Here is a 26,045-nt window from a genome sequence, read left to right on the forward strand (position 1 = left end):
CTGTCTCTTAGGTCTATTTAGACCTTTTGAGGCAGCCTCTTTGCGTTAACATAGTTATTACTTACATGTATATTATTTTGTCGAAGAAGAAGGAATTAAGTCACACGCCCCCGAATATACAAAAATATACAGTTTCCTTCATATTTATCCAAAAGTTAAAAACACTGTATATACAAAGAGAGAAGAGGGTCAACATGAAAAATAGTAGAGAAATTCGAGAAGAAGCAAGAAAAGCATTAACAGGGAATTGGCTTGCTGCAGTTGGACTGTATCTGATTACAATCGTGATCACGATACCATTATCAATTGCTAGCAATCTAGTTGAAACAAACGAGCATTATGTATTGTCTATTATAATAACATTGGGATCCCTCCTTCTTTCCGTTGTCATATCTACAACTGTATCAACTTACTTCCTCCACATAGCTAGACAACAGAAGATTGGGTACTCTGACTCATTTGCATACGGAATTAAAAATTTCTGGCCATTTTTCAAGTTAACTTTTTTAATGGGACTCAAAATATTGGCTTGGACACTTCTGTTTATCATTCCGGGTATCATTGCTTCCTTACGATATTCACAAGCGATATACATTAAGTTAGACGATCCAGAAATATCTTCGTCGAAAGCCATTCGAGTTAGTTCGGAGATGATGAGAGGGTACAAGTGGAAATACTTTTGTTTAGCACTTAGTTTTATAGGCTGGGTACTATTAGTTCCATTTACTTTATTTATCGGAGGATTATGGGTTGGCGCTTATTATAATACCGCAAGATCTGTATTCTACGATATCCTGAACGCTGACAGATTAGTTAAACTTACCTAAATAAGCCATACCATAAACTTAAGCAAAAAAGCTCCTCCTAAGCATCCGATGGATGATGGGAAGAGCTTTTTTACGCTATATGAGTTATTCCTTCTCAAGCGGTGACCTATTTCAAAAAGGTCTGAATCTTCTCCAACAGCCGATTCCAATCAACCGGCTTCGTATCGAAATCATCGCAGCCAGCCTCAAAGGCCATCTCCCGATCCGATGCCATGGCATGGGCGGTTAGCGCGATAATGGGAATTCCCTGCGTCTCCGGCGACGCTTTGAGCAGTCGAGTCGCTTGCCAGCCATCCATGACAGGAAGACTCATATCCATTAGAATAAGGGCTGGTGCCTCGGTCCGCGCTGCATCTACACCTTGCTGTCCGTCTGTCGCAATAATGACTTCATAACCTTTGCGAATTAAACGGCGGGACAGCATATCGCGATTCATTTCGTTATCTTCCACTAATAAAATTTTATACATGGTCGTCCGTTTCCTCTTTGCGTCGAATACAGGCTTGATCCCCGTTGCTATGCTCATTCCTCGCACTTGCCATAAGGCTGCGGATTTCCTGCAGCAGTGTTTCGCGCTTAAAGCTTCCTTTTTGGATAATGTTTTTCACATACCCGTTCAGCCGCATCCGGTCCTCGGAAGCAATATCCTTCGCCGTAACAACGACAATCGGAATCCATTGCCATTCCTGACGTTTGCGCAGCTCTGTAACAAACTCAAAACCATCCATCCCCGGCATCATTAAATCGAGCAAAATCAATTGCGGAAGTGCTTGAGACATCATGTTCAAAGCCGAGCGACCATCCTTCGCCTTCGAGACCTTGAAGCCTTCCCTTTCCAACATTTGCGTCATCATATGACTTGTTGTCACATCATCCTCAATGACAAGTACAGCGTTGGTTTGGCGCTCAGGGATATGCTTATCCAACACAGAGATTAATTTATCGATATAAACGGGCTTGGTTAGAAACTCTGCCGCGCCAAGCGCATAGCCCGTATTCTTGTCATCAGTCATCGACATCATGATAACGGGGATACCCGATAATTCCGGATCGTTCTTGAGCGTCGTCAGCACGGCCCAACCATCCATTCCCGGCATAAGTACGTCTAGGGATATCAAGGTAGGACGCAGCTCTCTAGCGAGTCGAATGCCTTCTTCTCCATTTTGGGCCAAAGCAACCGTACAGCCTTCTTTACCAAGAAACCGCTGCATCAATTGCAGCACAGCTGGATCATCGTCAATGACTAACACTGTGCGATTATTTTGAATGTCGAGCGGACTGCTCTCCATCACTTCATCAGGGCTTCCCCCCACCTGATTCTCCTTCAAAGGCAACCAAGCGGTAAACGTTGTACCTTGGCCGTACACACTATCAACGGTGATATGACCACCCATCATTTGGCACAGCTTCTGAGAGATAGCAAGTCCAAGCCCCGTACCTCCGTATTTCCTGGTCGTCGAGGAATCCGCCTGTTTAAACGCTTGGAATAGATGCGTCATCTGCTCCGCAGTCATCCCGATCCCGGTATCCTGAATACTAAAGCTAATGCCAGATTGCCGATTGACCATCTCGTAACCTGCCGTCAGCCAGATTGTGCCATCCTTCGTAAACTTGCCTGCATTGCTCAACAAATTGAAGAGAACCTGCATCAGCTTCGTGACATCTGTTCGTATTTCTCCTTCAGGGAAAACGACCTCCAAACGGTTGCCGCCTGCCTCTATAAGCGGATTGACTGTCGTCAGCACATCGTGAATCAAAGTTTGGATATCACAGACTTCTAGGTACATATCCATTTTACCCGATTCGATCTTGGAGAGATCCAGAATATCATTGATGAGTGTCAACAGATGTTTGCCAGCGTTATGAATTTTGCCCAAATCGTCTGCAAATGCCGGTTCATTCATATCTTCGGCATCTTCTTTGAGCATCTCACTATAGCCAATTATCGCATTCAGCGGAGTACGCAGCTCATGGCTCATATTAGCGAGGAACTGACTTTTGATCTGATTGGCCTCAATGGCCTCATCACGTGCTTTGGATAGCTCCGCCGTACGCTCCTTCACCAATTCCTCCAGTTGATCGTTTAACTGCATCAGCTCTTGATTCACGAAATAAATTTCCCGAGTCTTCTCCTCGGCGATCTGTTCGGCTGCCTTCCGCGCTTTCTTCTCCCGTTCTAGCTGCCTTCGAAGAACATCAATTTCGGATATATCCTGCATTTATTCCACTTCCGCTTTAGATATAATAAACCGTGCCGCGGTTCCTTCCTCCAAATTCTCGCGTACCACATTAATCGCCTCACCATAGTGCTGAATGCATCCGTTAATTAGCCCTTCAGCCAAATCCGCAAACGGTCGCGAGGATCGGTAAATCATGATCAGCGTCCCTTCTACGGAAGTGTCATATTCGAATGCAGGCAGCTCCGCGCCTGGATAGAGCTTACGGACTTCAACGTGAATATAGCTGTCCACCTTTTGCAAAAAGCTGAATACCGTGCTATTTTCTTGAAGAAATTGCGGGTGCAGCTCGATGAGCTGGGTAAATAAATATTCACCGAAAGTGATAATCAAGTCAGTAACGGGGATGCTTGTCCGCTGGCTTAACTGCACGATAAGCTGAATCATTTCACTATGATCATAAGTTCCTACGGAGGTATAGCTGCCGCCCGAAGGTAAATCCGAGCCTTCAATAATTTGATCCACGATACTTAAAGAGAATTTATTCTCCACCATTTCGAGAAAAGAAGTAAAAACCATGCCTTTCATCGTAACAAACTCCCCTTTGCTAATTAGAATAACTCTCTTTACGTACGATGTGCATGAAGGCATCCACCACTTGAGGATCAAAATGAAGACCACGCTGCTTCTGAATCTCCGTCAAAGCTTCCTCGGTGGACCATGCCCGTTTATAGGGGCGTTCGTGCGTCAGGGCATCATAAAAATCGGCAAGTGCCACAATGCGCCCTGCAAGCGGAATCGCTTCCCCCCTTAATCCGTTCGGATACCCTGTACCGTCCCATTTCTCATGGTGCGTTAAGGCAATCGTATGGGCCAACTGCAAGTCCGGGAATTGACTCCCCTCGAGAATACTTGCACCAATCGTCGTATGTGTTTTCATCTGCTCGAATTCTTCTGGACTGAATCTTCCTGGTTTCAATAAAATATCATCCGGTATGCCTAGCTTCCCCAGATCATGTAACGGTGTAGCTCGCTCAATCAGCGATGCTTCGTGATCCGATAAACCTAGTGAGGAAGCAATCTCCTTCGCCATTTGACCCACACGCTGCGTATGCTGCCCCGTCTGATCATCACGGAATTCCGAAGTTCTTCCCAGCAATTGAAGGATTTCCAGCTTCGCTTGCTCTAGTTTAACGGTCCGTTCTTGTACGCGCAGCTCTAATAACTGATTCTGGTCTTGCAGCTGCAAATGATAGAAACGTGTTTTCAATAAGTTCTTGATCCGTAAGACAACTTCTGTTTTATCTAAAGGCTTCGTAAGGAAATCATGAGCGCCCAAATGCAGGGCTTCCTTCTTAGCCTCCTGCGTCACATCTGCAGTAAGCACTAAGATCGGCAGATAATGACCTTCCTCCACCCGTTCCTGAAGTAGTTTCAAAGCCGCAAATCCATCCACGTCAGGCATATGTAGATCTAATAAAATAATATCCGGTTTAATCTGTTCAAAGAGGACTTCTAGCTGTCTGGGATCCGTTGTACAGTGTAAATTGGAAAAACCTGCACGGCTCAGTATTCGCTCTAACAGGCTAATATTGTAGGCCTGATCGTCGATAATCAGAAAACGAGCGCCTTGCATCCAAATTTTATCCATCTATGCACCTCATTCCATCCTTGCTTGTAGATCTAATTCTAATGCATATTTTACCATATATATCATGCTATGTGACTTTGTAATGTCGAAATGTAGAATAAAAAGCTAACATGGATGTCGTTAACTCGAATTGTAAAAATTTTGTCGAAATAGAGGGATTACCACGATTATCAAGAATATATACAAAATAATACAGAAAGTAGGTAAATTAACCATATGTTAAAAAGTTTTCAGATGAACATTCAGATGAAGATTGTGACAACATCACTGCTTTTACTACTTATCCCCATTCTCATCCTCGGCAGTATCAGCTACTATGTATCTTCCAATGTCACGAATTCCTTGATCGAAAAAGACTTACGGAATGCCGTGCAAATGTCCATCCAACTGATTAAATCCTTCGATGATTCTGTTAAATCGGGGAGTATTACTAAGGAAGAAGCGCAAGAGAAAGTGAAAATATGGATGCTCGGTCCCAAAACCGATGGGAAAAGGCCGATCAATCCTAAGATTGATTTAGGCAAAAACGGGTATTTCTTCGTCCTTGATAACAAGGGTACCGAGCTTGCTCATCCCTCGTTGGAAGGCCAAAACATTTGGGATAAGAAGTCGAATGATGGTCAACTTTTCATCCAAGAAATGATTCAAAAAGCAGAAAATAACGGTGGATTTACAACCTATATGTGGCCACTGCCTGGCGGTTCCACGAAGGAAGCCTTGAAAATTACCTACGCGGAGAAGGATCCACTGTGGGGATGGGTTGTCGCAGCCGGCTCCTATTTACAAGATTATAACGCCGGACAAACAGACATGTTGAATACGATTGTAATTACTCTTGTCATTTGTTTACTGATCGGTCTATTGGTCCTCATCCTCTTCGCAAGACATATCTCTAAGCCTCTCGTCCGAGTAGAACGTCAAGCCAGTCAGATTGCGACAGGCAATTTATCGATAGCGGATTTGAAAGTGATGAATCGTGATGAAATCGGTAAGCTGGCTGGATCTTTCAATCAGATGAAAGCCTATATTAAGCAACTCGTTTCGCAAGCAAGCTTAAGCTCCGGTGCCTTAAATGAGGAATCTAAGCAAGTCTCACATTCTCTGGATCAAATGGCACAAGCCGCAAATCACATTTCCTCTGTCATGCACGGTGTAGCAGCTAGTACAAACTCACATGCACTAAGTGTCGTGGAAAGCTCCTCAGCTATGAAAGAATTGTCCGACAGCATTCAGCAGGTCGCATCCAGCTCTTCTATTGCCTTCGACTTATCAGAAAACACAGTATTGGAAGCGGAAAAGGGAAATGCCTATATCCAACAAACGAATACTCAGATGCAGATCGTTAGCTCAACCATGGACAACCTCTCTAGCATCATCGACTTACTGCGTGATCGCTCCCAACAGATTGGTGAAATCGTTTCGATCATTTCCGACATCTCGTCACAAACGAACTTATTAGCCTTGAATGCTTCAATTGAAGCCGCACGTGCTGGGGAACATGGCAAAGGGTTTGCCGTAGTCGCTGGGGAAGTTAAGAAGCTTGCCGAGCGCTCCAAGATGTCTTCAGAGCAGGTCACAGAGCTGATCGTTGGTATCCAAGTTGATATCCTGGGAGCCGTTGAAACCATGCATAAAGGTGACCAAGAAATTTCATCCAGTGTTGGGACATTGAAGGAAACGGGGTTAGCTTTTGAACGAATTCACAGCGCTGTTAAGCTGGTGCTAGGACAGGTACAGCAAGCATCCTCGGAAGCCGATCGCATGTCAGCTACCTCTCAACAAATCATGTCATCCTTATCCGAAATGGAGAATTCCGCCAACCAATCCGCAGGTACAACTCAAACTATATCCGCTTTGACCGAAACACAGCTATCCAGTATCGATGGCATCTCAGCCTCCGTTAAAAACTTAAATGACATGTCAGCCCAGCTTCAGGATGTTATTCAACAATTTAAGGTATAGGGCGGTTTCCTGCCAAAAGAAGCGTAAAACGAAAAAGCTCTTCTCCTTCATCCACATGGTAATATCCCTTTTAAATAAACAAGGATATTACCATAATGATGACGGGAAGAGCTTTTTTACGTGCCTATTCGAAAATAGCTTATTTACTTTTCTCTAAAAAGTCATGCAACCATGCCTGCGATTCCGCCAGCACCTGCTCTGCGCGACCAATGGCCTCGCTCACTTGATTGCTCGCTGTACCACCGAACACATTACGCGCATTCACGACTTGCTCAGGTTGAAGAACAGCATAAATATCGGACTCGAATAGCTCGGAGAAGGTTTTGAACTCCTCGATGCTCATATCGAGCAAGTATTTTTTGTTTTGGATGCAGTAGAGCACCGTTTTGCCGATGACTTCGTGCGCTTGGCGGAAAGGAAGACCCTTGTTCACCAGGTAATCCGCAATGTCCGTTGCGTTGGAGAAGTCTTGGTTCACGGCTTGACGCATACGCTCGGTGTTCACCTTCATCGTGGACACCATCGGTGCAAACAATTGTAGCGCGCCTTGCAGGGTACGAACCGTATCAAACATGCCTTCTTTGTCTTCCTGCATGTCCTTGTTGTACGCCAGCGGCAGCGACTTGAGTACGGTCATCAGACCGAACAAGTTGCCGTAGACGCGGCCTGTCTTACCACGGACAAGCTCCGCTACGTCCGGGTTCTTCTTCTGCGGCATGATCGAGCTGCCGGTGCAGAACGCATCATCGAGTTCGATGAACGCGAACTCGGTCGAAGACCAGAGCACCATTTCCTCGCTGAAGCGAGAAAGGTGCATCATGATCATGGACGCGTTAGAGAGGAACTCCAGGATGAAATCGCGGTCGCTGACCGCATCCAGGGAGTTCTCGTACACGCGTCCGAACCCGAGCTGCTCCGCCACAAAATGGCGGTCGATCGGGAAGGTCGTGCCCGCGAGCGCGCCAGCGCCGAGCGGCAGCATGTCTACGCGCTTGTAGCTGTCCTGCAAGCGCTCAAGGTCACGCTGGAACATGCTGACGTACGCCATCAGATGGTGCGCGAACAAGATCGGCTGCGCGCGCTGCAGATGCGTATAACCCGGGATAATCGTATCGAGATTAGCCTTCGCTTTCTCAAGCAGGGCTTCCTGCAGCTTGATCAGCAAGCCAACGAACTCAACTACGCGCTTGCGCAGGTAGAGATGCATGTCCGTCGCCACCTGATCGTTGCGGCTGCGGCCCGTGTGCAGCTTACCGCCGACAGGACCGATCAGGTCGATCAAGGTTTTCTCGATATTCATATGAATATCTTCGTTCTGAATCGTGTATTCCAGCTCGCCGCGGCGAATCATGCCTTGTACTTGCAGCAAGCCATCTTTGATTTTCTCTACGTCTTCCGCAGGAAGAATCCCGCATTTGCCCAGCATCGTCACGTGCGCCAAGCTGCCTTCGATATCTTCCTCGGCAAGCTCTTTGTCGAATGTAATCGAAGCTGTATATTCCTCAACCAATTGGTCAGTTTGTTTCGTGAAACGTCCACCCCAAAGCTTAGACACCTTGCATGACCCCTCTCGTTTTAACGTTCTTCACGGTAACACCTATATGGACAAGCCCTTGGACAGCCCAAAGGCTTTCCACAAAGGGAAAGCCCACGGCTGAGGCTATTGAGATTTTACTTCTTCGCGTTTTGTTCCACGCCGGAACCGACTTTCAAGCGCAGTGCATTCAAGCGGATAAAGCCTGTTGCATCGCCTTGATCGTAAGCCTTCGTTGGATCAGCTTCCATTGTCGCGATATCCGGGTTGTAGAGGGATACTGGGCTTTTCACGCCAGCGCCGATCACATTACCTTTGTACAATTTCAGACGAACTGTACCGGATACGTTCTTTTGGCTCTCGGACACAAGCGCTTGAATCGCCAAACGCTCAGGAGCGAACCAGAAGCCATTGTATACAAGGGATGCATATTTCGAGATCAAAGAATCACGAAGGTGCATAACGTCGCGGTCCATCGTGAGGGATTCCATTTTGCGGTGAGCGGTGAAAAGGATCGTACCGCCCGGCGTCTCGTATACGCCACGGCTTTTCATGCCAACGAAACGGTTCTCAACCATATCTACACGGCCAATACCGTGTTTGCCACCAATTTCGTTCAACGTTTCCATCACTTGAAGTGGTGTAAGCTTCGCTCCGTTGATCGCTACGCAATCGCCAGCAGCAAACTCAAGCTCGATGTACTCCGCTTGGTCTGGTGCATCTTCTGGCGCAACGCTAAGCACGTACATGCCTTTGTTGTCGTCAGCTGCTGCATCGAACCAAGGATCTTCCAACATGCCGCTCTCGAAGGAGATGTGCAGCAAGTTGCGGTCTGTCGAATACGGCTTCGCTGCGGATGCCGTTACCGGAATGTTATGCTTCTCCGCGTAAGCGATCATCTCTGCGCGACCTGGGAACTGCTCGCGGAACTCTTCCAAACGCCAAGGCGCGATCACGGACAGCTCAGGCGCTAGCGCCGCTGCTGTAAGCTCGAAACGCACTTGGTCATTACCTTTACCGGTTGCACCGTGGGCAATCGCAGTTGCACCTTCAGCGCGAGCGATCTCAACCATACGCTTCGCAATCAAAGGACGCGCAATGCTCGTGCCAAGCAGGTATTGCCCTTCGTAAAGCGCAGCCGCTTGGAACATCGGGTTGATGAAGTCTTTCGCGAACTCATCGCGTAGATCGTCGATGTAGATTTTGGATGCACCCGTTGCCAGTGCTTTTTCTTCCAGGCCGTCAAGCTCATCCTTTTGCCCGATATCCGCTGTGAATGCAATGATTTCTGCGTCGTACGTTTCTTTTAACCATTTGAGGATAACTGATGTATCCAACCCGCCTGAATACGCGAGTACGATTTTTTCCTTAGCCATGTCTACTCTTCGCTCCGTTTCTACACTCTCATTTGAAATTTATATCATTGTCGCGGCCATGATAGCCTTTTGCGCGTGAAGACGATTCTCTGCTTGATCGAAAATAATGGAATGTCCGCCGTCGATGACGCCCTCGCTCACTTCTTCCCCGCGGTGTGCAGGCAAGCAATGCATGAACAAGTAATCCTGCTTCGCATATTTCACCAAAGCCTCGTTGACTTGGAAGTTTTTGAACGCGATTTCCCGCTCCTGCTGCTCTGCTTCTTGCCCCATACTCGCCCATACATCGGTATAGATGATGTCCGCATTCTCAACAGCTTCGCGTGGATCGCGCGTGACGAGCAGGCTTCCGCCCGTTTCGGCTATGTTTTCCCTAGATTGGCGAATCACTTCTTTATCAGCGTCATAGCCTTCTGGCGAAGCAATGGCGAAATCCATCCCTAGCTTGCTAGCACCCATCATCAGGGAGTGAACCATGTTGTTGCCATCGCCGATATAGGCGACTTTGATGCCTTTCAAACGGCCTTTTTTCTCCAGTACCGTCTGATAATCCGCCATTACCTGACAAGGATGTGCATGATCGGTTAAGCCATTAATAACAGGCACTGTTGATCCTCGTGCCAGATCAATCACCTTGCGGTGCTCATAAGTACGAATCATAATTCCGTCTAGGTAACGGGATAGGGTTTGAGCGGTATCCCATACCGTCTCTCCGCGGCCCAGCTGCAGATCATTTTTGCTCAGGAAAAGCGCTTGGCCTCCCAATTGGTACATCCCCACTTCAAAAGACACACGCGTACGCGTCGAGGATTTCTCAAAAATCATGCCCAGCGTCTTACCCGCTAGTACAGCATGCGGCTCTCTCGCCTTCTGCTTGCGTTTAAGCTCGATGCCATAGTGAATCAAATATTCGATTTCTTCCGCTGTATAATCAATCAATGCAAGAAAATCCTTGCCCTTCAACTGGGCAGCCAGTTCTTCCTTGACCGTGCTATTCATGTGATCCAACCTCTCTACTGTAAACTTCGGTTAGACGCCGCTAATGGTCGATGCCTTCTGGGAGAGGACACCGCACACGACTTCTAACGCCTGATCCAAATCTTCTTGCGGTATCGTTAACGCCGGCACCAAACGAATCACGTTAGGTCCTGCTGGAATGACCAACACGCCTTGTTTGTGGATTTCGCTGATGATTTCGGCACTTGGCTGTGCGCATTCAATACCAATGAGAAGGCCAATACCACGGATGCTTTTGACCAACGGATTACCCGCTAGCTTGCTCTCCAACTTCTTCACTGTGTATTCGCCTAACTGAGCTGCACGCTCCGGCAATTGATTGTCGATAATCGTACTTAACGTTGCATGAGCCGCTGCTGTTGCAATCGGAGTCCCACCGAACGTGGAGCCGTGACTTCCAGCGCTGAACGCTTCCGCCAAGTACCCTTTGCTTAGCATCGCGCCAATCGGGAATCCACCGCCAAGACCTTTGGCCAAAGTGAAAATATCCGGCTCAACACCATAATGTTCATAGGCAAAAAGCTTACCCGTACGACCTACACCTGTCTGGATTTCATCTGCGATCAGAAGTAGATTATGTTCCTTACAAAGCTCAGCAAGCTGCTTCACGAATGTCGGATCCGCTGGCAATACGCCGCCTTCGCCTTGCACGAACTCAAGCATAACCGCACACGTACGGTCGTTCACGAGGTTGCGAACAGACTCAATATCGTTATAATCCGCATAGACGAAGCCTTCAGGAAGCGGAAGGAAACCTTCCTTTACTTTGTCCTGACCCGTCGCTGTTAATGTAGCAATCGTACGCCCATGGAAGGACATGTTGAACGTGATGATCTCGTACTTCCCGTTGTTCAGCACTTTTTGGGAGTAGCGACGAGCGATTTTGATCGCAGCCTCATTCGCTTCTGCGCCCGTGGAACAGAAAAATACAGCGTCCGCACAGCTGTTGTCTGTCAATAAACCAGCCAATTTTTCCTGATTCGGAATATGAAAAAGATTGCCCACATGCCACAGCTGATCCAGTTGCTCGATCAATTTCTCTTTTACCGCTTGCGGTGCATGCCCAAGAGCTGCAACAGCGATCCCGCTCATCATGTCGATGTATTCCTTGCCGGTGTCATCCCAAAGACGGCTGCCTTCACCTTTCACTAGCGTAATTGGATATCTGGCGTAGGTTGGAAATAGCGAGCTTTTTCCTTGTTCTGTCATGTCCATTCCCTCCTTATGGGGTTATTAAAATTAACGTACAATGCGCGTGCCGATGCCTTCGCCTTTCAGCACTTTACTTAACACGTTCGGTTCGGAACCGTTCACGATAACAACTTCCTGCACTTGCCCTTGTATACAAGCAATCGCTGCACGAACTTTCGGGATCATGCCGCCATAGATGTCGCCACTTGTGATCATTTCTTCAATCTGCGCTACGCTAACGACAGGAAGCACTTGCTTCTCGCCATCCACAACCTTCATAATGCCGGGCACATCGGTTACAACGACCATTTGTTCCACGCCAAGATGAGAAGCCACAGCGCCAGCCGCCGTATCAGCGTTGATGTTGTACCGTTGTCCGCCATCTGCGCCTAACCCTACTGGCGCGATAACCGGAATGTAGCCCATGCCCACGATGCCTTGAATTAGCTCCGCATTGACCTTCGTCACATCGCCTACAAGCCCAACTTCATGGCTGTTCGCTACTGGCTTCGCTTCGATCAAATGTCCATCCACACCGGACAAACCAAGCGCTTTCGCACCTGTTAACTGAATACGGCGTACGATTTCTTTGTTAATCTGGCCAGACAGCACCATTTCTACGACGTCGAGGACTGCTTCAGAAGTTACCCTTAGTCCGTTCACGAAGCCAGATTCAATACCCAACTTCCCTAGCGTGTCTGAAATGGCAGGACCGCCGCCATGCACGATGACCGTAACAATGCCTTCTTCCTGAAGGTGCCGCATATCCTCAAAAAAACTAGTTGGCAGCGCCGCAAGCGTGCTACCTCCGCATTTCATCACAAAGCAATTGTTCTTCACTGCTCTTTTTCCTCCTTACGTCCGATATGCCGCATTAATGCGGACATAATCATAGGTCAAGTCGCAGCCCCAGCCCGTTGCTTTGCCTTCGCCCATATGTAAATTCACATGAATTTGAATCGTATCAGTTTTCAAATAAGCCAATGCCGCTTCCTCGTCGAACTTCACCGGACGCGATTGCTCCAACACTGCGATATCGCCAAGGCGAATATCAACGGTATTCACGTTCACCGGCTGACCCGAGTAACCTACAGCCGCAATAATCCGGCCCCAGTTCGCGTCAGCGCCATAAACGGCGGACTTCACGAGGCTCGATCCGATAATCGACTTCACGATCTTACGAGCCGCATCATCGCTCTCTGCGCCGATAACCGTCGTCTCGATCAGCTTCGTCGCGCCCTCGCCGTCACGTGCAATCGCTTTGGCGAGGTATTCGCCAACGTATTGGAACCCTGCCGCGAAAGCTTCCCAATCCGGGTGCCCCGGATGCAGGGAGTCGCCGCCGGCAAGCCCACTTGCCATCACCACGACCATGTCGTTGGTGCTTGTATCTCCGTCAACGGTGATCATGTTGAACGTGTTATCTGTAATCCTGCTTAGCAACAGCTGCAGGTATTCGCTCTCGATCGCGACGTCGGTTGTCATGAAACCGAGCATCGTCGCCATGTTCGGATGAATCATCCCCGAACCTTTAGCCGCTCCGGCAATGTGAACCTCTTTGCCGCCAACCACAATACGTACGCACGTCATCTTCTGTACGAGATCCGTTGTCAGGATCGACTGGCAGAAGTCTTCGCCGCCGTCTAGCTTCAGCTTTGCTGGCAGCTGCTCGATGCCGCTCAGCACTTTGCCCATCGGCAGCAGCTCGCCGATAACGCCCGTGCTCGTCACGCCGACGTGGTGCTCTGCCACGCCAAGTGCCTTCGCACTTGCCGCGCGCATAGCGCGAGCGTCGTCTTCGCCTTGCTGGCCGGTGCACGCGTTCGCGTTGCCGCTGTTCACGATCATCGCCTGCAGCTTGCCGCTGTGGGCGATGCTTTCTTGCGTCACGCGCAGCGGTGCCGCTTGGAACGCGTTCAGCGTGTAAACGCCTGCCGCTGACGCAGGTACATCACAGAGGATCGCGCCAAGATCATAGCGCTCTGTCTTCTTTAATCCGCAGTGCAGTCCGCCTGCTCGAAAGCCCTTCGGTGTTGTTACAGTGCCCTCTGGCACGACAGTGAAGCTAACTTGGTCCGACATGGTCGTCTACTCACCTATCCTCATCTTCTTGTTATGGATATACCGGTGCGAACAACAACCCTGTCGTTTCGTCCCAGCCTTGCATAATATTTAAGTTCTGAATCGCTTGACCTGCAGCGCCCTTCACAACATTGTCGATAACCGACACGATCGTTACACGCCCTGTACGCTCATCCACCGCGAAGCCGATATCACAGTAGTTCGAGCCCATAACTTCCTTCGTTGAAGGATACTTCCCAAGCGGGCGAATCCGTACGAACTTGCGGCCTTCATAGTACTGACGATACTTTTCAATAAACTCTTCAGCTGTATGTTCACCTGTTAGCGTGGCATACATGGTTGCCATAATCCCGCGTGTCATTGGCACAAGGTGCGTCGTGAACGTGGTCACAACCGGTTTCCCCGCAATGCGACTCAGCGCTTGCTCGATTTCCGGGATGTGTTGATGCTTATTTATTTTGTAAGCCGATAAATTCTCATTCACTTCCGAGTAGTGTGCGCCCAGGCTCAAACCTCGACCCGCACCAGATACACCGGATTTCGCATCAATGATAATCGTGGACGGATCAATCCATCCTGCTTCAACCGCAGGAATAAGTCCTAGCAGCGTTGCTGTTGGGTAACAACCTGGGTTCGCGATCAGATCGCTGCCCTTCACTTCGTCCCCGAACACTTCGGACAGACCGTAGATCGAACGTGCCAAAGCTTCTTCCGAAGCAGCCGGCTTTTTGTACCATTTTTCATAGTCGCTAGCGGACTTCAATCTCAAATCCCCCGAAATATCAATCACTTTCAGGCCCGCCTCGATCAATTTAGGCGAAAGTCCAGCGCTCACACCTGCCGGAGTAGCTAGAAACACAACGTCTGCTTTACCAGCGATCAAATCAACATCAAGGACATCGAGAATATCGACGACCACTTCCTGCAAATGTGGAAAATGCTCCGCCAACGGCGCTCCTGCATTCGAAGTTGAAATAACGGATGTAATATGTACAAGTGGATGCGCCTGCAAAAGACGAATCAATTCCGCACCACCATACCCTGTTGCTCCAATAATAGCCGCTCTAATGCTCTGACTCATTCCCATGACCTCCCGATGTTCCGAAAATATATGTATTATTATACATTCGTATACATAATAATTCAATGAATTTTTTTACGCTCTAGCTTTGGCCAAAAATGCTATTCAGCAAGGTATTTCAAGGCTTTTATCCGGTAAAATCGAATTAATTTTAGTTAACTGAATAGTCTGACTATATCGAGTTATATACACATTATGCATCAATTTTCGCAAGTCGTGCATAAAACTAATCGCAATCACCGCCATCGCTTCTTCCGTTACCCATTTGCTCAGCCTTACTCATTATCCCAAAGACTATAGTTGGAAGGCAAATTATGTTAGTTATCCTTGAGTTATGCACATTTGTACACAGGCATTGTGTATAAGTCAGGGGATTACGCACAATTTACCAACAAGTTATCCACAAAAAAGACCATCAGGTATATTTCTCCCGACGGCCCTCCACTACGCGTGGCGCTTAAACCCTTCTCCCAACACTTCATTCGTTTCACTCAAAATTACAAAGGCCTGTGGATCCACGGATTGCACCAGTGTTTTTAACCGACTGACTTCATTTTGTTTCACGACCACCATCATGACCGTCCGCGATTCACCCGTAAATCCACCCGATCCGCTAAGTTCGGTTAACCCGCGATCCAAATCGTACAAAATCGCCTTCCGAATAGCATCCGTATGATCCGAAATAATAAAGGCTACTTTGGCATAGTTGAAGCCGAGCTGCACGATATCAATCGTTTTGGTCGTAACGAATAAGCCGATCATCCCGTATAGCGCATTCTCTGGGGTAAACACTAGGGCCGAGCTGATAATGACAAGTCCATCGAATATGGCAACCGAAAAGCCTAGGCTTAAGCCGGAGTATTTATGTAATAATTGTGCTGCCAACCCAAGCCCGCCTGTGGATCCACGCCCTTTGAAGACAATCCCCAGACCCAAACCTACGCCTATGCCGCCATATACAGCAGCTAGTAATGGATTATGCGTCGGCACGCCTAAATGGGTCGTGACAAGTACGCAGAACGGGAAAATAACCGATCCTACGATGGCTTTAATGCCGAATTTCTTCCCGAGCAGCCACAGCGCTAACAGTAAAATCGGAATATTGAGCGCCCATTGTGTGTACGCCGGGTTTATTTTGGTCACTTCCTGCAAAATGGTTGAAATCCCCGATACCCCGCCTGTCGCGATTTGGTTCGGGTTCAAAAAGCTGTTAAAGCTCGCTGCCATGATCAACGAACCAACGATCAGTAATATATATTCAAAAACGGTATGCGTGGGACTCCCCATTGTGATTCGTGGTTCTCTTCTGGACACCCGTGGTCCTCCTTTGTTCGTTTACATGAAAAATCCTACACCTATTAGGTGTAGGATCAACGTTTATAACGTGAACCATGCACAGCCCGGCAAATCAGCTTGCTTGGCTTGTGGCAGGCTTACTCTGGCTTCCGTATTTGATGACGCAGATACGCGTCGATGAAGGTATCAAGGTCCCCGTCCATGACAGCTCCAACGTTACCCGTCTCAGCGGAGGTTCTGTGATCCTTCACCATGCTGTACGGATGAAAAACGTAGGAACGAATCTGGCTGCCCCACGCAATATCCGACTGCTCGCCGCGAATCTCGGCTAGGTGCTTCAATTGCTCTTCGATCTTCCGCTCATAGAGCTTGGAGCGAAGCATCTTCATCGCCTTCTCGCGGTTCTTGATCTGCGACCGCTCTTGCTGACAGCTCACCACAACACCAGTCGGAATGTGCGTAATCCGCACAGCCGAATCCGTGGTGTTAATGTGCTGACCGCCGGCGCCGCTTGCGCGGTACGTATCGATCTTGAGATCCTCGGAGCGGATCTCGCCCACGTCGGTGTCGTCTTCGATCTCTGGCATCACGTCACACGATGCGAATGAGGTGTGACGACGGCCAGAGGCGTCGAACGGCGAGATCCGTACGAGCCGGTGTACGCCCTTTTCTGCCTTCAAATAGCCGTAGGCGTTGAAGCCTGTGATCTGCAGCGTGACACTCTTCACGCCGGCTTCGTCGCCTGGCAAATAGTCGAGTACCTCGACTTTGTAGCCCCGCTTCTCTGCCCAGCGGCGGTACATCCGCAGCAGCATCTCTGCCCAGTCCTGCGACTCGGTGCCGCCGGCGCCTGGATGCAGCTCTAGAATCGCATTCAGCCGGTCATACGGCTGATTAAGCAGCAAACCAAGCTCGAAGGATTCGAGCTTCTTGACGAGCGCCGCGATACCGGTTTCGATGTCTTTGACAAGACCCGCATCGCTCTCTTCTTCCTCGAGCTCAACCATAACCTGAATATCCTCGAACGCGTTCGTGAAGCCTTGGAACTCATCCACGACACTCTTAATCACGTTGAGCTCAGCGATCGTCTTCTGGGCACGTTCATTATCGTCCCAGAAGTCTGGCGCGCCCATTTTTTCCTCAAAATCCCCGATGGCTTCTAGCTTATGATCTAAGTCAAAGAGACCCCCGTAATTCGGTTAGTCGCTTCGCTGTTTCTCTTAAGTCTTGTTTTACTTCTGGTTCTAGCATGTCGTACACCTCGTTTATTCTGCTTGCATGTACCTAGACAGGTTGTTTAGTTGCTTACATGCCTTGCCCGTGGCACTGCTTGAACTTCTTGCCGCTGCCACATGGGCATGGGTCGTTGCGTCCAATACGCTGCTCTTCATCGCGTACCAGCGGTTTTTTGCCGCCTGCTTCATTCTTCGTATCAACAGCCTGACCTTCTGCTACCGCTTGGCGCTCCAGGTTGCTCTGTACGTGTGCTTTCATGATGTACATCGCGACTTCTTCACGAATGTTGTCGATCATCTCTTGGAACATCTCGAAGCCTTCGAATTGGTACTCACGAAGCGGATCCGTACCGCCGTATGCACGTAAGTGAATACCTTGGCGCAACTGATCCATCGCATCGATGTGATCCATCCATTTGCTATCTACCGCACGAAGCGCTACGACTTTTTCAAATTCACGCATGAATTCTGCGCCAATTTCCGTTTCACGCTCATCATACCGTTTGCTCACAAGATCTTTGATCAGCTCGATGATCTCATCTTGCTCTTTACCCCAAATGGTTTGATCGGTAATTTGTGCATCGTCATGCAGCAAGTTGTTGTTCACAAAGTTCGCAACTTCTTGCAGTTCCCACTCTTCTGGGATTTGCTCCTCAGGACAGTGTGCTTTCACGATGCGCTCGATGACGGCACCGATCATACCCTCGATGACTTCGCGGATATTTTCGGACTCCAGCAACTCGCGGCGCTGTTTATATATAATTTCACGTTGTTGATTCATAACATCGTCATATTGAAGGACGACTTTACGTACGTCGAAGTTGTTACCCTCAACGCGTTTTTGCGCGGATTCCACGGCACGGGAGATCAATTTGCTCTCAATTGGTTGATCTTCTTCCATTCCGAGACGATCCATCATCGCCATAATATTTTCAGCGCCGAATCGTTTCATCAATTCATCTTCAAGAGAAAGGTAGAATTGTGAGGAACCAGGGTCACCTTGACGTCCTGCACGTCCACGCAGCTGGTTATCAATCCGTCTGCTTTCATGACGTTCTGTACCTATGATATGCAAGCCGCCAGCTTCATGTACGCCTTGACCTAGCATAATGTCTGTACCACGGCCCGCCATGTTCGTAGCGATCGTTACGGAACCTGGTTGACCTGCACGTGAAACGATTTCCGCTTCTTCGGCATGATACTTAGCATTCAATACTTTGTGTTGAACGCCTTTCTTCTTCAGCATTTCGGAAAGCTTCTCGGAGTTCTCAATCGATACCGTACCGACAAGCACCGGCTGATTCAGTTTATGGCGTTCAAGGATTTGCTCCACAACAGCTCTGAACTTACCGTTCTCTGACTTATACACCACGTCCGGTAGATCCTTACGAATCATAGGGCGGTTCGTCGGAACAATAATAACTTCAAGGCCGTAAATTTTCTTCAACTCTTCTTCTTCCGTCTTCGCCGTTCCCGTCATTCCCGCTAGCTTGCGGTACATACGGAAATAGTTCTGGAACGTAATCGTAGCGAGTGTCATGCTCTCGTTCTGAACTTTCAGCTGCTCTTTCGCCTCAATGGCTTGGTGCAACCCATCACTATAGCGACGGCCAGTCATGATACGGCCCGTAAATTCATCAACGATCATAACTTCTTCTTCTTGAACAACGTAATCCACGTCACGTTTCATAATGAAACGCGCTTTAAGTGCTTGTGTGATGTGATGGTTGATGTTGACGTTCTGATGATCGAATAAGTTCTCAATGCCAAAAGCTCGTTCGCCTTTCGCAACGCCTTCTTCAGTCAATGCGACAGCACGTACTTTGATATCGATTGTGTAGTCTTCTTCTTCTTTCAGCGTCGAAACGAAACGGTCTGCCGTAAAGTACATATCTGTCGATTTCGCGGCTTGTCCGGAAATAATCAATGGCGTTCTCGCTTCATCGACTAGAATGGAATCCACCTCATCGATAACCGCATAGTACAGCGGACGTTGAACCATCTGCTCTTTGTACAGCACCATGTTGTCACGCAGGTAGTCAAACCCGTATTCGTTATTCGTGCCATACGTAATATCACAAGCATAAGCTGCTTGCTTCTCTTCATGAGACAAGTCATGCAAGTTAACCCCAACGGTTAATCCGAGGAACTCGTAGATTTGACCCATTTCAGCGCTATCCCGCTGTGCCAAATAGTCATTGACGGTAACAACGTGTACACCTTTACCCAGCAAAGCATTCAAATAAACAGGAAGTGTTCCAACAAGCGTTTTCCCTTCCCCTGTTCTCATCTCTGCGATACGGCCTTCGTGCAGTACCATACCCCCGATAAGTTGAACGTCATAATGACGTTTTCCTAGTACACGGATACCTGCTTCTCTGACTACTGCAAAAGCTTCAGGCAATAAATCATCGATTTCTTCGCCTTTCTCAAGACGTTCTCTGAACTCGATTGTTTTCCCTTTTAACTCTTCATCGGTCAGCGGTTTAATGCTGGCTTCAAGCTCGTTGATGTAGTCAACGGCCTTGAGCATCCGTTTAATCTCCCGTTCATTGGAATCACCAAAAATTTTCTTCACTAGTCCTAGCATCGGTGAACCCCTTTCCCTTACGTTCGTATCCTTAAATTGTACCACTTATGACAGTCTTGTCGCAACAAACGAGCATTCTCTTCCATCTAAAACCTATAGAAATAGGACTTAAAAACCATGCTTTCCGTATTTCTTAGTATGAAATGGAGGTGCCCCTAACATGCATAGCAAGGTTTATGACTTCATGTGCTAAAGGAAAGAGCTTAATCCGATGATATCGAATTAAGCTCACTTGATCATTTTATATAGGAATGTTGTTGAATGTATTAGGCCATTTCTTTATGCATTACATCGCTGGTTCGATTAAACCGTACTTACCGTCGTCTCGTTTGTAGACCACATTGACTGTGTCTGTCTCCATGTTCGAGAATACAAAGAAGTTATGACCCACCATATTCATTTGGAGAATCGCTTCTTCCACGTCCATCGGCTTCAGATTGAAGCGTTTGTTACGTACGAGTTCGAAGTCCTCTTCTTCTTCCATATAGGAAGCTGCCGCGACTTCTACCTTGAACAAATCACGTTTGCCGCCATCTTGGCGAATTTTACGATTCGTCTTGGTTTTATGCTTACGAATTTGACGTTCTAATTTGTCCACAACCAAATCAATGGATGCGTACATGTCTGTGTTGCGTTCTTCAGCTCGCAGCAGCACACCTGTTAATGGGATGCTTACTTCGATGGCCTGAAGACCTTTAACCACGCTTAGCTTTACTTGTACATCGGATGTAAGGGGAGCTTCAAAATACCTCTCTAGTCTATTCAACTTCTTGTCGACATAGTCTCCGAGGGCTTCAGTAACTTCAAGGTGTTCTCCGCGAATGCTAATTTCCATAGTTAAACATCTCCCTTCCTTCTTACATTATACTACATTCTACTCCAACTTCATAATTCCTTTAAATTCCGAGCTAAACTTTCTAGGCAAAATATAAAAAACACCCCAGAGTATGTCCCCAGGGTGATCTTGTCATCGTTGTATGCGATGGCACAATACGTGCCAAATAATTATAGTCTGCTTACGTTTGCAGCTTGTGGTCCGCGTGCGCCTTCTACGATGTCAAACTCAACAGCTTGACCTTCGTCTAGCGTTTTGAACCCTTCAGACTGAATCGCTGAGAAATGCACGAATACATCCCCGCCATCTTCGCGCTCAATGAACCCATAACCTTTTTCTGCGTTAAACCATTTCACTTTACCTTGCATATCGTACACAATCCTTTCGTTTTAAAAAATATAAAAAAGAGTTTAAATAAAATGTAAGCCCTTTCTTTTTGACTATAACACCTACCTGCTTGACCTGTCAATTTCTAACTTTTAATTAAATAGAATATTTAGAAAATTCAAGTATTTACATCCCGTGGATAACTGCAGAATTTGTAGAATCCTGTCATGACGGGCTTCTTTACATGTTATTAACAAAGTTATTAACAGGTTTATGCACATTATCCACAGAATGAATGGAGAGAATTATGGATAACTCGCGCTAAAACAGTTCATTTATTCACATGGTGGGGCCAGATCGGATTGTTTATCCACGGAATGCTGTAGGGGTTTGAGGAAAACAGGGGATAAAAGAAAAAACCTCCTGCCGCGGCAAAAGGTTTTTGTGGATAGACTACTTCTTCTTGTCGAAGAAGTAACTGCTTTCTTGGCCATAAGCATTTGTTTCGTACATGCTTTGCTGCTGTTTTGCCAACTTCGTTTTCTGGATCCCTTGTAAAGCCTCTTCTTTCAAGAAAGAAAGACGTTCAAAAATAACCTTATCATAAGATAAAATCCGTTGGATTTGGTCGAGATGTTTCTGTTCAACAACAGATGCTTCAATGAGTTCCTTACAGTCATTCATATACTGTTCTCGGATGTCCACGAATTCGCTAAGGTAGAGATAGTCAACTTGATATATATTGTTCACTAAATCCTTCGTTAACGTCTCCAACTGGTCAAACATTTCATCCATGCGTTGCTCCGCTTTTCTCACGTTGAGTAATCTTTGCGGCTTCCATCCACGTCTCTTTTAATTCTATTAAGTACCCCAAAACTTCCTCAGCAGGTCCAACTTCCTTCTTAATATTGGCTTGCGTCAAACAATATAAGAAGTAGTCATACATTTGGGTAAGGCCCTCTGCCACAGGAGATTTTTGATCCAACGTAATGACGAATTCGCCAACAATCTCTTGAACTCTGCCTAAGTGGCGATTCGCATCTTCAAAATTCTTCTGTTTAATGGCCTCAACAGCCTGTTTCGTGAAGCGAATAGCGCCATCACAAAGCATAATTAGAAGTTGCGCAGGAGTAGCTGATTGCAGTGTCTTTTCTAAATATTGCGATTGCTGTGGGTGCATATTACTCCCCCCTTAATTAGTATTTCTAGTTAGCCGCCTGAAATTGATGAAAAATATGAACTTTGGGAACTATACTTACTCATCGCAGACTCCATTGCAGAGAACTGCTTATAATAACGATCTTCCATTTGTGTTAACCGATCATTCATACTCGTGATTTGTTTGTTAATCCGATCTAGACTTTTACCGATATCAAAATCCTTACTACTACTTAATGAAGTCCCTGCTTTGGTCTTTAGGGCATCAATAAAACGGGTAGAAATATCGTAAATACGAACCGCAATACCATGGCCACTATCCTTGGTTGAATCATCTTTCGCTGTAAATAAGTTCATGACTTGCTCAGGATTCTCGGCAATAGCCTTCCGAAGATCGGCCTCATTTATAATGAGCTTGCCTTTCTGGGAGTAGTCAGCACTTGTTTGAATCCCGATCTCGGAGAGCTGCTTAAGGTCACCTGATGATAGCCCACTAACAGATCCACCTAAACCTAAACGGAAATTGCTCACGCTTGACGACAAAATGAAGTCATTTTTCAGTAAACCGCTTTTGGCTTTGGCTTCCCATTGCTTAATCTGATCATCCGTTAAGCTCTCGCGTTGCTCATCTGTTAACGGCGTATACGAACGGAATTTTTCTTCGGAAATTTTATCATTGAATGCACCAATTGTCTCATTGTACTTATCAATTAATGACTTAATCGAATTGTAGACAGAATCGGTATCTTGACTTACGGTCACGCTGACCTCATTACCAATATCAGCCTTCTTCGCTGTAAACTCAATTCCGTTAATGGAGAATGTGTTACTCGCATATTTCGTTATATCAGAACTTCCGTTAAAATACACTTCAGCGTCTAAACCAGCTGTGGCGACGAAACTCTTATAGACTTTAGGTTTTTCTGCAATAGGTGTAATAGGATCAACCGATTCGTCAACTAGACCAAGACTTGATTTAAGTAAAACGTTTATCCCATCACCGTCGGAATCTGTGAATGTGAGTTTACCATCAGTAGGAGGTACTACGGGAGTTGCGGTGGTTGTATCTGGATTCACGATAACAAGATGATTGCTTTCATCCAAATATGCAGAAACACCCAGCTTTCCAAGCTCCGATGTATTAATGTTGGTTATCAATTGCGATACAGTTGAATCTTTATTCACTTTAATTTCGCTTGTTTTCCCATTATAACTTATCTTTAACTTTTGTTCGGCCGCTAAATCTGCATTAATTAAAGTATTAATTCCATTAGTAAAAGTTCTTGAACTTGTCGTTGTAGCTACATTTGCATCGGTTCCTGATAATTTAAATACTTTATCTACGAGACCTGTCGCGCCATTTACAGGATCATTTATATCATTAGAGAACTTTAAGTCGATCTTGGCTTGACTACCTGTATTCGTAGAAGTAAAGAAAAATTTATCCATTGTTTCATCATAACTGGCACGAACGCCCGTTTTGCTGGCTTGCGCGTTAATATTTGAAATCATAGTGGAAATTGTATCAGTTTTACTAACTTGAATCGTTATTGCACCTTTTTCCCCGCTAATGATCATACTTTCGTTCTTACCCATTCCGAGATCCTCAAGAGCAGTTGCCGAGCCCTTTAACTTTGTGCCTGGCAGCCCATCAGGTTTGGCACCTACAGTATCCGTAGTCATCGTTGACGCCATTGCAACTTGCTTAACTTTCAGCGAATAATTACCAGGAATTGCAGAAGTTGAAGCCTTCGCAGTAACCACTTTCTCATCATCAGACGAAGCCGTTCTTGACATATAAGGACCTTGTAATTTCATATTGAAAGCCATATTACGAAGATCTAACACCTTGGAATTCATCGTTCGATAATCATCACGCTGCCATTCAAGCACTTGCTTCTTCTGATTTAGCTTGTCTAACGGGATACGCTGTGCTGCCATCAACTTCTTAACCGTCCCGTCAATATCCATACCCGAAAATCCAGTAACGCGTTCAACCATTCATTCTCACCTCAATCTGAATTACGCCTTTTTATCTACTACAATCCCGGCTAACTCCCACATTCTTGCTACCATATCCAATGTCTTTTCTGCTGGGATTTCTCTTAACGTTTCACCCGATTCTTTATCTACAACTTTTACCATGATCTCATGTGTTTTCTCATGAATTGAGAATTCAAAAGAAGTCATTGCCCCTTGAAGCGCTTTGTTTGCTCGTTCAATCGCCTTGATGACCTGCTCCTCACCGACAGAAACAGGCGCACCTTGTAATTCAGCTATTTTTAAATCTTTCGTGGTTTGAAGCGTGCCCGCTTCATTCTTTCCTTGATCAGATGGCTGTTGTGATGTAATTGGCGTTATCTTGCTGCTATCATCTGAAGAGGGAGGTATTACTTTACTTGAGAAACCACCAATTGGTAAACTCGAACTCATAATAAAATCCTCCAAACCGATATGTACTTACTATATGTATCGGTAGATAAATAGCTTTTATTAAGATCTCTTTGCATAAAATTCAAGTACTTTATTAACAGCTTGAATCGTATCCTCTACATCTCTATCATCCATTTTAGGAAATAGCGGTAACGTAATAAATGAAGTATATAATTGCTCTGCAGTCGGACATAAACCCTGTTTATATCCTAATTTTGCATAGTAGGGATTTAAGTAAACAGGAATATAATGAACATTTACACCGATATTCTCCGCACGTAACGCCTCAAAAATTTGTCTACGATCAACTGTCAGATGCTCTAATTTAAGTTGCAAAATATAGAGATGCCAACCTGAGTGTGCCTGTTCCCTAACTACAGGGCGCCGGATCCATCCCTTATCTTCTAACACCTGAAATGCTGCATCATATTTAGCTGCGATCTCATTACGGAAGCTAATGAAACGATCTAGTCTGTTTATCTGACTAAGTCCAAGAGCAGCTTGCATATCAGTCATCCGGTAATTGTATCCAAGCTCTTGCATTTCGTAATACCATGGACCTTCGCTTTCATGTTCAAGTTCTTGAAGATCACGTGTAATACCATGCGAACGAAACAGTCGTAGCTTTTTGGCATACAACTCGTTATTCGTAACGATTACGCCGCCTTCTGCTGTAGTAACAGGTTTTACAGGATGAAAGCTAAGCATTGTCATATCAGCAACGGAGCCTACAGGTTGCCCATCGTATGATGCACCGAAGGAATGAGCCGCATCTTGAATCATAACGAGATTATTTTCACGTGCAAATGCTTGGAATGCCTGCATATTGACGGGTTGTCCGCTAAAGTCAACGGGAATGATTGCTTTCGTCCTGGAGGTAAGTTTGGCTTTCATTTGTTCGACGGTAAGCAAGTACGTCTCTGGATCAACGTCGGCAAATACGGGCGTACCGCCTTCGTATAGTACACAATTTGAGCTTGCCACAAAGGTTAATGGACTCGTAATAACTTCGTCGCCTTCTTTAATTCCCGCAGCAAAACAGGCAGCATGCAAAGCTGCAGTACCGTTACAGAAAGCAACTGCATATGTTGCTCCTGCCTGCTTAGCTACAGCCTCTTCAAATTGCTCAATTTTAGGACCTTGCGTCAAGAAAGAGCTTCTTAAAACAGCAGACACTTCTTGAATATCCTGCTCGTCCACCCATTGCTGACCGTAGGGCAGTAGAGAGGCGCGGACTGGTTTACCACCGTTAATTGCTAATGTTTCCATCACA

At 46.5% G+C, this 26,045-nt stretch carries 23 protein-coding genes; 2 read left to right on the forward strand and 21 right to left on the reverse strand.

Going from position 1 to position 26,045, the window contains the following annotated elements; genetic code table 11:
* The first annotated feature begins 194 nt into the window (after positions 1-194).
* Positions 195-827 carry a DUF975 family protein gene (locus ACSQ8O_RS00555; RefSeq protein ID WP_436240063.1) on the forward strand — a complete coding sequence of 211 codons (633 nt, stop codon included), beginning with the start codon at positions 195-197 and terminating at the stop codon, positions 825-827.
* A gap of 106 nt (positions 828-933) precedes the next feature.
* On the opposite strand, the gene ACSQ8O_RS00560 is transcribed toward ACSQ8O_RS00555, so the two are convergent.
* The 4 genes from ACSQ8O_RS00560 to ACSQ8O_RS00575 are packed head-to-tail and all read right to left on the reverse strand — an operon-like array spanning position 934 to position 4,655.
* On the reverse strand, positions 934-1,296 hold the full coding sequence (locus ACSQ8O_RS00560; RefSeq protein WP_436240064.1) for a response regulator: 363 nt from the start codon (positions 1,294-1,296) through the stop codon (positions 934-936).
* Positions 1,289-3,046, reverse strand: a complete 1,758-nt coding sequence (locus ACSQ8O_RS00565; RefSeq protein WP_436240065.1) for an ATP-binding response regulator — start codon at positions 3,044-3,046, stop codon at positions 1,289-1,291. The genes ACSQ8O_RS00560 and ACSQ8O_RS00565 overlap by 8 nt, the downstream gene beginning before the upstream one ends.
* Positions 3,047-3,592 carry a heme NO-binding domain-containing protein gene (locus ACSQ8O_RS00570; protein WP_056611489.1) on the reverse strand — a complete coding sequence of 182 codons (546 nt, stop codon included), beginning with the start codon at positions 3,590-3,592 and terminating at the stop codon, positions 3,047-3,049. It lies immediately after the preceding gene.
* 19 nt (positions 3,593-3,611) lie between these two features.
* Positions 3,612-4,655, reverse strand: coding sequence for an HD-GYP domain-containing protein (locus ACSQ8O_RS00575; RefSeq protein ID WP_436240066.1), 1,044 nt, complete (start codon positions 4,653-4,655; stop codon positions 3,612-3,614).
* A 234-nt stretch (positions 4,656-4,889) separates the two neighbouring features.
* On the opposite strand from ACSQ8O_RS00575, the gene ACSQ8O_RS00580 reads away from it, so the two are divergent.
* Entirely contained in the window at positions 4,890-6,617 is a 1,728-nt protein-coding gene (locus ACSQ8O_RS00580) for a methyl-accepting chemotaxis protein (protein WP_436240067.1), read from the forward strand.
* Positions 6,618-6,756: 139 nt separating this feature from the next.
* On the opposite strand, the gene argH is transcribed toward ACSQ8O_RS00580, so the two are convergent.
* From argH to pseC, 17 genes are all read right to left on the reverse strand, one after another.
* Positions 6,757-8,172 carry an argininosuccinate lyase gene (argH, locus tag ACSQ8O_RS00585; RefSeq protein ID WP_436240068.1) on the reverse strand — a complete coding sequence of 472 codons (1,416 nt, stop codon included), beginning with the start codon at positions 8,170-8,172 and terminating at the stop codon, positions 6,757-6,759.
* Positions 8,173-8,288: 116 nt separating this feature from the next.
* Positions 8,289-9,527 carry an argininosuccinate synthase gene (locus ACSQ8O_RS00590; RefSeq protein WP_436240069.1) on the reverse strand — a complete coding sequence of 413 codons (1,239 nt, stop codon included), beginning with the start codon at positions 9,525-9,527 and terminating at the stop codon, positions 8,289-8,291.
* Between the two features lie 39 nt (positions 9,528-9,566).
* Positions 9,567-10,526 carry an ornithine carbamoyltransferase gene (gene argF, locus ACSQ8O_RS00595; RefSeq protein ID WP_056611505.1) on the reverse strand — a complete coding sequence of 320 codons (960 nt, stop codon included), beginning with the start codon at positions 10,524-10,526 and terminating at the stop codon, positions 9,567-9,569.
* A 30-nt stretch (positions 10,527-10,556) separates the two neighbouring features.
* Positions 10,557-11,753: an acetylornithine transaminase gene (locus ACSQ8O_RS00600; RefSeq protein ID WP_436240070.1), complete on the reverse strand. Its 1,197-nt coding sequence runs from the start codon at positions 11,751-11,753 to the stop codon at positions 10,557-10,559.
* A 30-nt stretch (positions 11,754-11,783) separates the two neighbouring features.
* Positions 11,784-12,554 (reverse strand): acetylglutamate kinase, encoded by a 771-nt coding sequence (gene argB, locus ACSQ8O_RS00605; protein ID WP_056611804.1) that lies wholly within the window; start codon positions 12,552-12,554, stop codon positions 11,784-11,786.
* Positions 12,555-12,590: 36 nt separating this feature from the next.
* Positions 12,591-13,817 carry a bifunctional glutamate N-acetyltransferase/amino-acid acetyltransferase ArgJ gene (argJ, locus tag ACSQ8O_RS00610; protein ID WP_436240071.1) on the reverse strand — a complete coding sequence of 409 codons (1,227 nt, stop codon included), beginning with the start codon at positions 13,815-13,817 and terminating at the stop codon, positions 12,591-12,593.
* Between the two features lie 31 nt (positions 13,818-13,848).
* The gene (gene argC / locus ACSQ8O_RS00615; RefSeq protein ID WP_056611514.1) at positions 13,849-14,898 is read right to left on the reverse strand and encodes an N-acetyl-gamma-glutamyl-phosphate reductase; all 1,050 of its coding nucleotides are present in this window, start codon (positions 14,896-14,898) and stop codon (positions 13,849-13,851) included.
* 444 nt (positions 14,899-15,342) lie between these two features.
* The gene (locus tag ACSQ8O_RS00620; protein WP_235550407.1) at positions 15,343-16,185 is read right to left on the reverse strand and encodes a YitT family protein; all 843 of its coding nucleotides are present in this window, start codon (positions 16,183-16,185) and stop codon (positions 15,343-15,345) included.
* 146 nt (positions 16,186-16,331) lie between these two features.
* Positions 16,332-17,445, reverse strand: a protein-coding gene (gene prfB, locus ACSQ8O_RS00625) for a peptide chain release factor 2 (protein ID WP_171633253.1) whose coding sequence is annotated in 2 segments (ribosomal slippage) — positions 16,332-17,372 and positions 17,374-17,445 — 1,113 coding nt in all. Because the reading frame shifts where the segments join, the coding sequence is not laid out codon by codon here.
* Between the two features lie 54 nt (positions 17,446-17,499).
* The gene (secA, locus tag ACSQ8O_RS00630) at positions 17,500-20,019 is read right to left on the reverse strand and encodes a preprotein translocase subunit SecA (RefSeq protein ID WP_056611523.1); all 2,520 of its coding nucleotides are present in this window, start codon (positions 20,017-20,019) and stop codon (positions 17,500-17,502) included.
* Positions 20,020-20,305: 286 nt separating this feature from the next.
* The gene (gene hpf, locus ACSQ8O_RS00635) at positions 20,306-20,854 is read right to left on the reverse strand and encodes a ribosome hibernation-promoting factor, HPF/YfiA family (protein WP_056611526.1); all 549 of its coding nucleotides are present in this window, start codon (positions 20,852-20,854) and stop codon (positions 20,306-20,308) included.
* A gap of 170 nt (positions 20,855-21,024) precedes the next feature.
* Positions 21,025-21,222: a cold shock domain-containing protein gene (locus ACSQ8O_RS00640; protein ID WP_028556842.1), complete on the reverse strand. Its 198-nt coding sequence runs from the start codon at positions 21,220-21,222 to the stop codon at positions 21,025-21,027.
* A 412-nt stretch (positions 21,223-21,634) separates the two neighbouring features.
* Positions 21,635-21,997 (reverse strand): hypothetical protein, encoded by a 363-nt coding sequence (locus ACSQ8O_RS00645; protein WP_436240072.1) that lies wholly within the window; start codon positions 21,995-21,997, stop codon positions 21,635-21,637.
* Positions 21,969-22,361 (reverse strand): flagellar export chaperone FliS, encoded by a 393-nt coding sequence (gene fliS / locus ACSQ8O_RS00650; protein WP_436240073.1) that lies wholly within the window; start codon positions 22,359-22,361, stop codon positions 21,969-21,971. The genes ACSQ8O_RS00645 and fliS overlap by 29 nt, the downstream gene beginning before the upstream one ends.
* 29 nt (positions 22,362-22,390) lie before the next feature.
* Positions 22,391-24,340: a flagellar filament capping protein FliD gene (fliD, locus tag ACSQ8O_RS00655; RefSeq protein WP_436240074.1), complete on the reverse strand. Its 1,950-nt coding sequence runs from the start codon at positions 24,338-24,340 to the stop codon at positions 22,391-22,393.
* A gap of 21 nt (positions 24,341-24,361) precedes the next feature.
* A complete protein-coding gene (locus ACSQ8O_RS00660; protein ID WP_436240075.1) occupies positions 24,362-24,772 on the reverse strand; it encodes a flagellar protein FlaG in 411 nt (136 codons plus the stop codon).
* A gap of 60 nt (positions 24,773-24,832) precedes the next feature.
* Positions 24,833-26,041, reverse strand: a complete 1,209-nt coding sequence (gene pseC, locus ACSQ8O_RS00665; protein ID WP_436240076.1) for a UDP-4-amino-4,6-dideoxy-N-acetyl-beta-L-altrosamine transaminase — start codon at positions 26,039-26,041, stop codon at positions 24,833-24,835.
* Positions 26,042-26,045: the final 4 nt, after the last annotated feature.

It is taken from the genome of Paenibacillus sp. LjRoot56 (assembly GCF_964253335.1).
In the GTDB taxonomy this organism is placed as follows: Bacteria; Bacillota; Bacilli; order Paenibacillales; family NBRC-103111; genus Paenibacillus_E; species Paenibacillus_E allorhizoplanae.